This is a genomic window from Streptomyces fildesensis, from assembly GCF_016107395.1.
In the GTDB taxonomy this organism is placed as follows: domain Bacteria; phylum Actinomycetota; class Actinomycetes; order Streptomycetales; family Streptomycetaceae; genus Actinacidiphila; species Actinacidiphila fildesensis.
Map to the genome: position 1 here is coordinate 107,630 of NZ_JAAIKO010000022.1, position 12,278 is coordinate 119,907.

The window sequence follows — 12,278 nt, forward strand, 5'->3', positions numbered from 1 at the left end:
CGGTCGCGCGCGGCCACTGGGCGTAGCGTCGCGGGGGTTGAGCACGAAAGAGAAGAGGGACCCGCCATGGGTGAACTGATCGTGGTCCGGCACGGCGAGACCGAGTGGAGCGCGTCGGGGCAGCACACCAGCTACACCGACCTCCCGCTCACTCCCCGGGGCGAGGAGCAGGCCCGCGGTCTGGCACCCCTGCTGGCGGAATTCCGCATCGCGCTCGTCCTGACCAGCCCGTTCGGACGCGCGGTGCACACGGCCGAGCTGGCGGGCCTCGGGCACACCACCGTGGATCCCGATATGCACGAGTGGGACTACGGCGGCTACGAGGGCATCACCACGAACGAGATCCACCGGACGCGGCCGGACTGGGACCTGTGGACCGACGGTGTACCCCCCGGTATCCCGGGACACCCCGGTGAGCTGCCGGCGGAGGTCGGCGCGCGCGCCGACCGGGTCCTCGCCCGGGTGGACGCCGCGTTCCGCGACCTCGGGGACGACGGGGACATCGTCCTGGTGGCCCACGCCCACTTCCTGCGGGTGCTGACCGCCCGCCGGCTGGGACTCCCGCCGGCGGACGGCGCCCTGTTCCAGCTGGCCACCGGGACCGTCAGCCGGATCGGCACCGAGCACGGCCGTCCGGTCCTCGTGTCCTGGAACCGCATGCCCTGAGCCGCACCGGGCAGTCGCACCGTGCGGGCCGGACGATTCGGGGACACGCCGGGTCACCCGGAATGTCGCCCTCTGTGCACGAGGCGTCCGCACCCCCGACACTGAGGCGAAACACCCACTAGGGAGCGGGTATGACGGTGACAGCCGACCGGCAGGTATCCCGCCTCACCTCGCCCTGGACGCGCGGCCTCGCCGCGGCCGCTGCGGGCGCGCTGCCGGCGCTGGCCTTCCCCGCGATGTCGCTGTGGTGGCTGGCCTACGTGGCGCTGGTGCCGTGGATCCTGCTCGCGCGCTCCGCGCCGACGGGCCGCCGCGCCGCGCTCGACGGCTGGCTGGGCGGGGCCGGCTTCATGCTGGCCGTGCACCACTGGCTGTTCCCGAGCCTCAACGTCTTCATCGTCGTGCTGGCCCTGCTGCTGGGGACCCTGTGGGCGCCGTGGGGCTGGCTGCTGCGGCGGACGCTGAGCGGGCATCCCGGACCGCGGCGGGTGGCCGCCGCCCTGGTGCTGGCGCCGTGCGGATGGCTGATGGTCGAGCTGGTGCGCTCCTGGCAGTACCTGGGCGGACCGTGGGGGCTGCTGGGGGCCAGCCAGTGGCAGGTCGCCCCCGCGCTGCGGCTGGCGTCGGTCGGCGGGGTCTGGCTGATCAGCGCGCTGGTCGTGACGGTGAACACGGCGGTGGCGGCGCTCATCGCGGCGCCCTCCGTCCGCGCCCCGGCCGGCGCCGCGCTGGCCGCGGTGGCGGTCGGCACGACCGCCGTGTGGCTGGGCGCGCCGGTGCCCGACCGGACCAGGACGGTACGGATCGCGGTGGTGCAGCCGGGCGTGATCGAGGGGGCGGAGGCCCGGTTCGACCGCGAGGAGCAGCTGACCCGCACACTGGCCGGGCAGCGGGTGGACCTGGTGGTGTGGGGCGAGAGCAGCGTCGGCTTCGACCTGTCGTCCCGGCCGGACCTCGCCGACCGGCTCGCCGCGCTCGCCCGGGAGGCCGACGCGGACGTCCTGGTGAACGTGGACGCCCAGCGGGCGGACGGGCGCGGGATCTCCAAGACGTCGGTGCTGGTGGGAGCGGACGGCATCACCGGCCCGAGCTACGACAAGATGCGTCTGGTGCCGTTCGGCGAGTACATCCCGTTCCGCTCGGTGCTGGGCTGGGCCACGTCGGTCGGCAAGGCGGCCGGCGAGGACCGCAGGCGCGGCGACCGCCAGGTGGTCATGACCGCGGGGAACCTGCGCTTCGGGCCGCTGGTGTGCTTCGAGTCCGCCTTCCCCGACATGAGCCGGAAGCTGGCCGACGACGGGGCGCAGCTGCTGGTGGCGCAGTCGTCCACCTCGTCGTTCCAGGGCAGTTGGGCGCCGCCCCAGCACGCCTCGCTCGCCGCGCTGCGGGCCGCGGAGACCTGGCGTCCGATGGTGCACGCCACCCTGACCGGGGTGAGCGCGGTCTACGACGGTCAGGGGCGCCAGGTGGGCTCGTGGCTGGGCACCAGCGCGAGCACGGCGGCGGTCTACCAGGTGCCGCTGTCGGAGGGCCGCAGCCCGTACGTCCGGTTCGGCGACTGGGTGCCGCACCTCGCGCTGCTGGTCGTCCTGCTGGCCGCGGGGTACGAGGTCTCGCTGCGGGTCAGGCGGACTGCTCGCGAATCGCGGTGACGATCCGCTCGCACAGCTCATGGGTGCGCAGCGCGTCCTGGGCATCGAGCAGCTTGCCGCTGCGCACCGCGTCCAGGAAGACCAGGATGATCTGCTCGATGCCGCGCTGGCGGGCGACCGGAACCCAGTCGCCGCGGCGGCGCAGGGTCGGCTGGCCCTTGTGGTCGATGACGTCGGCGAGGTTGACGACCTGGCGCTTGGTGTCGTCGCCGCTCACCTCGAGGATCTCCTCGGTGGAGCCGCTCATCCGGTTCATCGTGCCGATGGCGGTGAACCCGTCACCGGACAGCTGCAGGACGACATGGTGCAGCAGACCGTCGCGGACCTTGGCGCGGACATCGGTGTGCTCGATGGGCCCGGGCGCGAGATAGCGCAGCGTGTCGACGACATGGATGAAGTCGTCGAACACCACGGAGCGGGGCTCCTCGGCGAGCCCGACCCGGTTCTTCTGCATCAGGATCAGATCGCGCGGGTGGTCCGCGCACTGGGTGTAGCCCGGCGCGTAGCGGCGGTTGAAGCCTGCCATCAGGCTGACCCGGCGCTGCTCGGCGAGGTTCACCAGGTGCCGCGCCCCGTCGAGGTCGGGCGCGAACGGCTTGTCGACGTAGGCCGGGACGCCGGCTTCGATCAGTGCCTCGGTGATCTCGACGTGCCGGTCGGTGGGCGCGTGCACGAAGGCGGCGTCGAGCCCCTGCCCGATCAGCGCCTCCAGGCTGGTGTGCCGGTGCGGCAGCCGCAGGGCGTCACCGACCCGGTCCAGGGTGGCGGGGGTACGGGTGTGCAGATGCACTTCGATCCCCGGCTGGGCGGCGAGCACCGGCAGATATGCCTTCTGGGCGATGTCACCGAGGCCGATCACCCCGATTTTCAGGGGGGCGTTGCCGGATCCCATGTGCCTCTCCCGTTCTGCCGCTACCGCTTCGACCGCGCCCGCCGCCGCTGCCGCGCGCGTCTCCGCCCGCGTCACCGTGGCAACAGGTCTGATGTGTTCTGGCAGCATACGGGGCCTGCCGGAGCCGTCCTCCGGCGGTGTCACTCCGCGTCACTCCTGCGGGGAATACCCAACGGTGCCGCCGACCGGCAGAGTTGTCCGAATGCGTCATTTAGCAGCAGTAGTGCTCATTGCGGCGGCCTCGGCCGTCACCGGGTGTACGACGGTGCCCTCGCAGCCCGCCCCCGGCCCCTCGTCGGCGCCGGCGCTGCCCGTCCTCCCGCTCCCCCAGGACCGGACGGTCGTCCGGCAGCCCGACCAGCAGTCGCTCGCGACCGTTCCGGTGGAACCGGAGCCCGGTCCGCGGACCTCCGCCGCGGCCCCAGCACCGCCGCGGCACGTGCGGCGCCATCACCGGGCGCGGACCCCGGTGGAGCCCGCCGAACGGGATCCGGTGCCCGCCGCCAAGGCCGCTCCGCACCCCCGCCCGGCGGCGTCACTGCCCGGCGGGGCGGGGGTCTGCGCGCTGGGCGAGACCTACGGCGGCTGGGCCAAGGACAGCGACGCGGCGCGGATCTGCCACGAGTCCTACGGACGGTGACCGGAGCCGTCCAGCCTCAGCTCCATCCGCCCGATCGCGGCCCGCAGGCCGTCGCCGTAGTCGTCGTCACCGAGCGCGCCCGCAGCGCTCCTCGCCCGGACGAGGTGGTTGCGCGCCAGCTCCCGCTCGCCGACCTTCAGGTAGTCGGCGGCGAGGTTCAGGTGCAGTGACGGATAGAAGCCCCGCACGGCGAGCGACTCGTGGTGCCGGCCGGTGCGTTCGTCGGAGAGACCGTCGGCCGCCCGCAGGGCTCTGAGGTCCCACTCCAGTTCGTCCTCGGGATCGTCCTGGGTGTCGGCCATGAAGTGCGCCAGCGTGCAGCGGTGGAGGGGATCGCCGTCCTCGCCGATCTCCTCCCACAGACGGCCGAACCGGGTCCTGGCCTCTTCACGGTCGCCGCCGTGCAGCAGCATCATGACCTGGCCGATCCGCGTCATGACCGTGTCCTGGCCGACACCCCAGCTCTGTTCCTGATCCGTCACTGCCGCCTCCTGCGCCCCGCGGGCGTCCCGTTCCCGCTGATCCTGCTGACGCTAGCCGCAGGGTCCGGAAAACCCGGTCAGGCGCGGACACCGAGGTCGGGCACCCGCCAGTCGATCGGGTCGTGGCCCTGGGCCTTGACCGCGTCGTCGATCTGCGTGAAGGGGCGGCTGCCGAGGAAGAGCTTCGCGGACAGCGGTGAGGGGTGCGCGCCCTGGATCACCGTGTGCCGCTCCGTGTCGATCAGCGGGAGCTTCTTCTTGGCGTAGTTCCCCCACAGCACGAACACCGCCGGGTCCGAGCGGTCGGAGACGGCCTTGATCACCGCGTCAGTGACCTTCTCCCAGCCCTTGCTCTTGTGCGAGTTCGCCTCGCCCTCCCGCACCGTCAGCACCGCGTTGAGCAGCAGGACGCCCTGCTCGGCCCACGGCATCAAGTAGCCGTTGTCCGGCACCGGGTGGCCGAGCTCCTCCTTCATCTCCTTGAAGATGTTGCGCAGCGACGGCGGGGTCCTGACGCCAGGGCGCACCGAGAAGCACAGCCCGTGCCCCTGTCCCTCACCGTGGTACGGGTCCTGGCCGAGGATCAGCACCTTCACCCGGTCGAAAGGCGTGGCCTCCAGAGCCGCGAAGACCTCGTCCCGGGGCGGGAAGATCTTGTGCGTGGCCCGCTCGGTCTCCACGAACTCGGTGAGCTGCTGGAAGTACGGCTTGTCCAACTCCTCGCCGAGGACGTCCTGCCAGGAGTCGGGCAGCATGCTGGGCACGTCAGGAACCTCCGGTACACGATCCGTTGCTGGTACTCAGAACGTACCGGGAGGCACTGACAACGCGCTCCGCGGGTGCGTACGCGACGCCCGGCGGCACACGGGGAAACAGCTGAGCCGGGCCCGGGCCGAAGCCCGGACCCGGCCCGGACAGCGGACTCAGGCGACGCCCGCGTGCAGGAACAACCCGCCGTCGACGACGAGGGTCTGGCCGGTGATCCACCCGGCCTGCTCGGAGAGCAGGAAGGCGGCGGCGCCGCCGATGTCCTCCGGGACGCCCAGCCGCTTGAGCGGGTAGCCCGCGGCGGCCTCCTCCTCGCGGCCCTCGTACAGCGCCGCGGCGAACTTCGTCTTGACCACCGCCGGGGCGATGGCGTTCACCCGCACGCCCGGCGCCATTTCGGCGGCGAGCTGGATCGTCAGGTTGACCATGGCGGCCTTGCTGATGCCGTAGGCGCCGATGAAGGGCGACGGGGCGAGACCGGCGACCGAGGCGATGTTGACGATCGCCCCGCCGTTCTCCTTCTGCCAGGCCTTCCAGGTCTGCTGCGCGAAGCCGAGCGCCGAGATCACATTGGTCTCGAAGACCTTGCGCGCGACGTTCAGGTCGAGTTCGGCGATCGGGCCGAAGACCGGGTTGGTGCCCGCGTTGTTCGCCAGGAAGTCGACGCGGCCGAACGCCTCCATGGTGCGTTCGACGGCGACGGCCTGGTGAGCCTCGTCGTGCGCCTTGCCGGCCACGCCGATCACCCGGTCGGCGCCGAGCTTCTCGACGGCCTCCTTGAGCGCGTCCTCGTTCCGGCCGGTGATGCAGACGCGGTCGCCACGGGCCACCAGGGCCTCGGCGATGCCGTAGCCGATACCGCGGCTGGCGCCGGTGACGAGCGCGACCTTGCCGCTGTCGGTGGGAATCTCACGTGTCATGGTGCTCAGATCTCCGATGCGCGTCAGTTGAGCGGGCCGCCGGCCACGTACAGGACCTGGCCGGAGACGAAGCCGGCCTGCTCACCGGTGAAGAAGGCGATCGCGTTGGCGATGTCGTCCGGGTTGCCGACCCGCTGGACGGGGATCTGGGTCGCGGCGGCGGCCTGGAACTCCTCGAAGCCCATACCGATCCGGGCGGCCGTGGCGGCGGTCATGTCGGTGACGATGAAGCCGGGCGCCACGGCGTTGGCGGTGACGCCGAACTTGCCGAGCTCGAAGGCCAGCGTCTTGGTGAAGCCCTGCAGACCCGCCTTGGCGGCCGAGTAGTTGACCTGGCCGCGGTTGCCGAGCGCGGAGCTCGACGACAGGTTGACGATCCGGCCGAAATTGGCCGCCACCATGTGCTTCTGCACCGCGCGGGACATCAGGAAGGCACCCCGGAGGTGCACGTTCATGACGGTGTCCCAGTCGGTCGCGCTCATCTTGAACAGCAGGTTGTCGCGGAGCACACCCGCGTTGTTCACCAGGATGGTCGGCGCGCCCAGCTCCTCCGCGACCCGGGCCACCGCCGCCTCGACCTGCGCCTCGTCCGATACGTCACAGCCGACCGCGAGCGCCCTGCCGCCGTCCGCCGTGATCTGCTCGACGGTCTCCTTGCAGGCACCCTCGTCGAGGTCGAGTACGGCGACGGCGCGGCCCTCGGCCGCCAGCCGCTTGGCGGTGGCGGCGCCGATGCCGCGCGCGGCCCCGGTCACGATCGCGACGCGCTGCTCGGTCGTGGACATGCAGTCTCCTTGCCCTCAGATACGGCGCCGCGCGGAATCCCGCACGGACTCCGCACATGAGCAACCGCTTAGTAGGTTAGTTGTCGAAACCGTAGGAGCCCTGTGACCCGCTGTCAACGGAACCCCTCGCGAGTGTGTTTCAGCGCACCAGGAGACCGAGCAGCCGGTCCACCTCGGCCTCCGGATCCGCGGTCAGCCCGGTGTGGATCGGACCCGGCTGCACCACCGTGCTGCGCGGCGCCGTGAGCCAGCGGAAACGCCGTCCCGGGTCGTCGCCGGCCGCCTGCCCGGCCCGTTCCCCGCCCTCGCACACACCCTCGTACCCGCGCAGCGCGGCGCGCACCCCCTCGACGTCCACCCGCTCGTCCAGACAGCGCAGCCGCGCCTCGTCCAGATGGATCCGCGCGCCGACGAACGACCGCGCGCGGCAGTAGACCAGCACCCCCGCGTTGATCATCTCGCCGCGCTCGATCCGCGGGACGACGCGCACCAGCGCGTACTCGAACACATCCCGGCCACTGCCCCGGTACCCGCTCACTTCGCGGCCTTCCCGTCCACCCAGGTGCGCAGCCAGTCCGGCGCGTCCTGCTTCGGCTTCTGCCCCGCCACGAGGACGATCCGCTCGTGCACGGAACCCGCGCGGGCGAGCAGCACCCGCTCGTACGCCCTGCGCACCTCGTCGGGACCGTCGAAACCGGGCTCCCCGTCCAGCCACTCGTCGGGCACCAGCGCGGTGACCTCGCGCAGCAGCTCCTCGGTGACCTTGGGCGCGAGCTCGGCCGCGGCGGCGGCCGGGTCGGGCGAGAACCGGGACAGCGCGTGGTCGGCGGCGTCGAAGGGCTTCGCCGACGCCTGCTCGGCCGTCTTCCAGTTGTGGTGCCAGATCAGTGAGGCGCCGTGGTCGATGAGCCAGAGGTCCTTGTGCCAGATCAGCAGATTGGGGTTGCGCCAGGACCGGTCCACATTGCCGATCAGGGCGTCGAACCAGACGATGCGGCCGGCTTCGGCCGGCTCGATCTCGAAGACCAGCGGATCGAACCCGAGCGAGCCCGGCAGGAAGTCCATCCCCAGATTGAGGCCACCGCTGGACTTGAGCAGATCCTGGATCTCGGCGTCGGGCTCGCCGAGCCCGATCACCGGGTCGAACTGGAACCGGACGAGTTCGGGGACGCGCAGTCCCAGCCGGCGGGCCAGCTCGCCCGCCACGATCTCGGCGACCAGCGCCTTGCGGCCCTGCGCGGCGCCGGTGAACTTCACGACGTACGTGCCGAGGTCGTCGGCCTCGACCACCCCCGGCACCGAGCCGCCCTCGCGCAGGGGGGTCACATAACGGATTCCCGTTACCTCATTCAGCATATTCCCAGGCCGCCAGACTCGTTTGCCTTACAATCCATGCCAAGCTCTCACCGCTCATACCTGGGGGTTTTCTCCGCAATCAGCCTTGGGGAGAATCTGGGGAGTTTCGGCTGCCAGGCCGCTCCCCCGCCCCTCAAGCAGTTCGTCGATCGCTGTGCGCCCCTTGCTCCCGGCCTCTGGCATGAAGTGAGCATAGTAACCAAGCGTGACAGCTGGCGAGGAGTGCCCGAGCCACCGTGCCAACGTCACGACGGACTCTCCTGCTTCCAACATGATCGAGGCGTACGTGTGACGTAGCACATGGAAGCCGTCCTTCGGCGCCGCCTCCCACTGCCACGGCTTCGCGCCCTGGGGCCGCGGAGGAATGATTCCGGCCCTGGCCAGCGCGGGCTTCCAGCTGTAGGTGTTCCAGGTGTTCACCGCCACGGCGTTGCCGAATCGCGTGGTGAGCAGAAGGGAGAACTTCCTCATGGTTCGGTCCGCCCCCGGCTTCTCCCACGGAAGCTCCACCTCCGCCGGCGGGAACGACGCAACGTGAACCCTCAGTTCCTCGGCCACCGAGGAGGGCAGGTCGACGGTGCGCGTCTTCTTACCCTTTGGCAGGGCGAAGTACAACTTCCCGTTGATCGCCTGGACTTGGCGGCGGACATGAACTACACCTCGCGCGTAATCAATGTCCTCCGGGCTCAACCCGAATACCTCACCCTGACGTAGTCCGCACCCCAAACCGAGTACGACGGATATCCTGTTTCGCTGGCTAATCCCGTCCCGAACGCGGCGCGCCGTCTCCAGCGACCAAACCTCGCGTCGCTCCCTCGGCGCCTTGGGCCACCGCACAGACTTCGCATGCATGGGGTTTCTAGCAAGCCGCTTGTCATCGACGGCCGCCTCCAGAACACTGGACAGCTCGGACAAGATGCCACGTCGGTAGTCGACTGAGGCGACGGTGGCCTCCAACTTTGCGATGTAGGCGCGCAGCTCTGTCGCCGTGATGTTTTTCAGCGGTAGCTGGCCGAGATGCGGGACGATGTGAAGCCGCGCTCTCCGCTCTTGGTTCTGCTGGGTCTTCGGGGCTCCTCCTCTGCCCGGTGCCCAGTGCATTGCGATGTAGTCGACCAGGGTGATGGATCCGTCGCGCGGGTCCACGAACTCCCCGCGTTCCTCATCGGTAGCTGACCGGCGGAGCCACGCCTTGGCGTCCTCCAGGGTGTCGAAGGATCTATCCCGGATCCCAGCAATGCCAGCGACCTTGTATCGCTTGCCCTTGCCGTAGCGAGCGGTTCTTTCCCTTCTACCGCTTATCGGGTCCTTCTTCTTCTTGATCCAACGGTCCTCTACATAGCCGGCCAGGAGAGTCTCCTTGTTGAGGCGGGTGGAAGCGGCGCTCTACGATGTGCGCGCGTCAGGCATTGCAGGTGTGACTGAACCGATGCTGCGGAGCAGCGATCAGGGGGTTCAGGGATGTGTTGGAGCGGGAGTCCGCCTGCTCCTGTTCGCAGATCCAGGCGTTGAGGGACTCCCGCCGATACATGACGCGGCCTCGCGGCCCCATGCGGAAGCTCGGCGGTCCCTGCCGCCGATGACGCCAGACATAGAGGGTGTGCGGTGAGAGGCCGAGATACTCCGCGGCCTCCTTCACGCTCAGGAAGGCCGCGTGTGCTGCGGCCTGGGGAGTGGGGGCAGCAAATGTCGTGGGCAACGATCGCGCAGGCATCGGTGGTTTTCTGTGAGGTACGGAACGGCAGGGGGCGGTGGGCAGCCCCGAATATCTCCAATGGTCTGCGGGAACGCCGGTTTGGCTAACCGGCGATCGTCGGCTATGTTGCGCGCCACATCCCCGGGTTCTGACGCCCTTCGGACTCCTGGGTCAGGAAGCCAGCCGGTACGAACGCAAGGCCGGAGTCACGCCGTCCGTGACGAGCACCAGAAACCCGTCGTGAATGAGGCGGTCAAGATTTCGCTCCACCACGCGCACAGGAGCACCAACAGCGTCGGCCACATGCGGAGTTGAAGTTCCGGGATGGACAGCGATGTGCGCCAGCGCTGCTCGGTCACGGCGATACTCGCGTTGTAGGAGATCTTCCCCGAGCAAGCCGGCCGCGCAGACGCACAGGCACAGCGCGGTGGACACGGCGCCGTAGTCCCCCACCTTCGGGCCGCTCCAGGCATTCAGCACGCCGAGCGCGAAGAGGATGGGGGAGGTGAAACGAGCGGATCGAAGGATGGGGTCCGACAGTGGTGCTTCCTTGAGCAGGGAGCACGCCCGCGCGGTAAGCCCGGTGGGACATCTGGGTCCCGCCGTAGGAGCCCGCCTGGCTGCCCTTGTATTTTCGGTACGTTGGATGTTGACATGCCACTGGCGGGAGGTTCCAGTCCTTTGGAGTTGTTTCTTGTCTGCCGTGGGCGAATCTCTCAGCCCCCTGCCCCGATTTCACATACCGCGGGCCTACGAAGTCACGCGAATCGTCGAAAGCTCTACCAGAAACCCCTTAGCAGCCTTATCGAAAAGGGCTGGTATTTGCAACCGGGCGGATGAATACAGGACCCGTCCGCAATCTGATGCCGACGGCGATTGAGCAGCGGAGAGCCGCGCCGGGACGCGAAGGTCGAGATACTTGTCCTACACCGGGCAGGGTGTGGCTGTCTGAGGTCGAGACCTGGCACAAGGACCGGCCACGGTGTCGGGTGAGCCGTATGATTTCAGGCCATGGCGCCGACGGTGGTACGTCGATTGGCAGGCCCTGGCATTGCGACCTCTGGGAACCCAGCGCCATTTGTTGCGGCATTGGGGGAACACTCGCCTCGGCTGCGGTCGCCGTCCGCGGTTGGTGACCGTCGTAGCGAGCCAACAGGCGACGGCCCGAGGGCCAAGACAGTCACACGCCGGTGCACGCCAGCGGTGCAGCAAGGTTCGACGACCTCAGTGGGCGTTTACAGAGGGTTATTCCGATGTAAGTCTTTTGCGTGTGTCATGGTTTGACGCTGTTCATACCTGTAAGAGATGAACAGCCTCGCCCGAGCCGTGGAGGTAGGGCGCCCGTATCGCTCGCTTCCGTGCCCGGAAGTCCGTCTGGTTTGAAGATGCCACAGAATCGCCTGATCACCAGCGGAACTAAGCTCTCCGCGTCGCACATGATCACGCTACGCCGTGAGCGAGCGCAAGCCGTACCCCAGCGACCTGTCCGAAGCCCGATGGGCCTTGATCGGGCCGACGTTGACGGCCTGGAGAAAAGCCAGGCTCGACCGGAGGCCCACCGGACAGCCGGCCAAAGTCGAACTGCGTGACGTCTTCAATGCGATCCTCTACGTCAATCGAACGGGAATCCCCTGGAAATACCTCCCGCACGACTTCCCGAACCACGGCACCGTCTACTCCTACTACGCCGCCTGGCGCGACGAGGGAATCCTCGCCCAGCTCAACTACGACCTCACCGGCCTGGCCCGCGTGAAGGAGGGGAGCAAGCCCGAGCCGACCGCCTCCGTGATCGACACCCAAAGCGTGAAGACCTCCCACAACGTGCCCCTGACCAGCCAGGGAATGGACGCCGCGAAGAAAATCGTCGGCCGGAAGCGAGGCATCCTCACCGACACGATCGGACTGATCCTCGCCGTGACCGTCACCGCCGCCAGCCTGTCGGAAAACGCCGTGGGATTACGCCTGCTCGATCAGGCCAAGAAGACATACCCGACCATCTCCAAGAGCTGGGTCGACACCGGCTTCAAGAACGCCGTCGTCGAACACGGCGCCAACCTTGGAATCGACGTCGAAGTCGTCAACAGAAAATCCGGAGTTCGAGGTTTCCACGTCGTCAAAAGGCGCTGGGTGGTTGAACGAAGTTTGGGTTGGATCATGATGCACCGACGTCTCGCCCGCGACTACGAGACCCTCACCTCCAGCTCAGAAGCCATGATCCACATCGCCTCGATCGACAACCTCGCCAAGCGCATAACGGACGAGACCACACCAACCTGGCGAGGTACCTACTAGGACATAAACGGCAATCTGCCTAGATCAAATGCCCTCTGAGATCGGGGCGCCTGCGATGCCCCGCAGAAGGTCCGGCATCGGACTGCCCGGGAGGTCACGTTATCGGCTGCCTCTGGCACCGATCCTGCA

The 12,278-nt window shown here is 68.8% G+C and carries 14 protein-coding genes; 4 read left to right on the forward strand and 10 right to left on the reverse strand.

Annotated elements, in window-relative coordinates; translation table 11 throughout:
- Positions 1-66: 66 nt before the first annotated feature.
- Positions 67-666, forward strand: a complete 600-nt coding sequence (locus C6N31_RS25645; protein ID WP_198358294.1) for a histidine phosphatase family protein — start codon at positions 67-69, stop codon at positions 664-666.
- 131 nt (positions 667-797) lie between these two features.
- Positions 798-2,318 (forward strand): apolipoprotein N-acyltransferase, encoded by a 1,521-nt coding sequence (lnt, locus tag C6N31_RS25650; RefSeq protein WP_198358295.1) that lies wholly within the window; start codon positions 798-800, stop codon positions 2,316-2,318.
- Here the strand turns inward: lnt and C6N31_RS25655 are convergent.
- A complete protein-coding gene (locus C6N31_RS25655) occupies positions 2,290-3,189 on the reverse strand; it encodes a Gfo/Idh/MocA family protein (RefSeq protein ID WP_138356911.1) in 900 nt (299 codons plus the stop codon). The genes lnt and C6N31_RS25655 overlap by 29 nt on opposite strands.
- A 286-nt stretch (positions 3,190-3,475) precedes the next feature.
- On the opposite strand from C6N31_RS25655, the gene C6N31_RS25660 reads away from it, so the two are divergent.
- Entirely contained in the window at positions 3,476-3,850 is a 375-nt protein-coding gene (locus tag C6N31_RS25660; RefSeq protein WP_187144768.1) for a hypothetical protein, read from the forward strand.
- On the opposite strand, the gene C6N31_RS25665 is transcribed toward C6N31_RS25660, so the two are convergent.
- The 9 genes from C6N31_RS25665 to C6N31_RS25705 form a co-directional block, all read right to left on the reverse strand.
- Entirely contained in the window at positions 3,838-4,287 is a 450-nt protein-coding gene (locus C6N31_RS25665; protein WP_203675256.1) for a hypothetical protein, read from the reverse strand. The two genes, C6N31_RS25660 and C6N31_RS25665, sit on opposite strands and share 13 nt — an antisense overlap.
- Before the next feature lie 122 nt (positions 4,288-4,409).
- The gene (gene ung, locus C6N31_RS25670; RefSeq protein WP_138356910.1) at positions 4,410-5,087 is read right to left on the reverse strand and encodes a uracil-DNA glycosylase; all 678 of its coding nucleotides are present in this window, start codon (positions 5,085-5,087) and stop codon (positions 4,410-4,412) included.
- A 168-nt stretch (positions 5,088-5,255) separates the two neighbouring features.
- Positions 5,256-6,020: an SDR family oxidoreductase gene (locus C6N31_RS25675; RefSeq protein WP_138356869.1), complete on the reverse strand. Its 765-nt coding sequence runs from the start codon at positions 6,018-6,020 to the stop codon at positions 5,256-5,258.
- 23 nt (positions 6,021-6,043) lie between these two features.
- The gene (gene fabG / locus C6N31_RS25680) at positions 6,044-6,805 is read right to left on the reverse strand and encodes a 3-oxoacyl-ACP reductase FabG (RefSeq protein WP_138356868.1); all 762 of its coding nucleotides are present in this window, start codon (positions 6,803-6,805) and stop codon (positions 6,044-6,046) included.
- A 139-nt stretch (positions 6,806-6,944) separates the two neighbouring features.
- Entirely contained in the window at positions 6,945-7,343 is a 399-nt protein-coding gene (locus C6N31_RS25685; protein ID WP_138356867.1) for a DUF3037 domain-containing protein, read from the reverse strand.
- Positions 7,340-8,161: a HipA family kinase gene (locus C6N31_RS25690; protein ID WP_138356866.1), complete on the reverse strand. Its 822-nt coding sequence runs from the start codon at positions 8,159-8,161 to the stop codon at positions 7,340-7,342. Before C6N31_RS25690 ends, C6N31_RS25685 begins: the two co-directional genes overlap by 4 nt.
- A 54-nt stretch (positions 8,162-8,215) precedes the next feature.
- Complete coding sequence (locus C6N31_RS25695) at positions 8,216-9,307, reverse strand: tyrosine-type recombinase/integrase (RefSeq protein WP_244809017.1); 1,092 nt, start codon at positions 9,305-9,307, stop codon at positions 8,216-8,218.
- A gap of 256 nt (positions 9,308-9,563) precedes the next feature.
- Positions 9,564-9,875, reverse strand: coding sequence for a helix-turn-helix transcriptional regulator (locus tag C6N31_RS25700; RefSeq protein ID WP_138356864.1), 312 nt, complete (start codon positions 9,873-9,875; stop codon positions 9,564-9,566).
- Positions 9,876-10,028: 153 nt separating this feature from the next.
- The gene (locus C6N31_RS25705; protein ID WP_244809018.1) at positions 10,029-10,337 is read right to left on the reverse strand and encodes a MarR family transcriptional regulator; all 309 of its coding nucleotides are present in this window, start codon (positions 10,335-10,337) and stop codon (positions 10,029-10,031) included.
- A 972-nt stretch (positions 10,338-11,309) separates the two neighbouring features.
- On the opposite strand from C6N31_RS25705, the gene C6N31_RS25710 reads away from it, so the two are divergent.
- A complete protein-coding gene (locus C6N31_RS25710) occupies positions 11,310-12,149 on the forward strand; it encodes an IS5 family transposase (protein WP_138356863.1) in 840 nt (279 codons plus the stop codon).
- Positions 12,150-12,278: the final 129 nt, after the last annotated feature.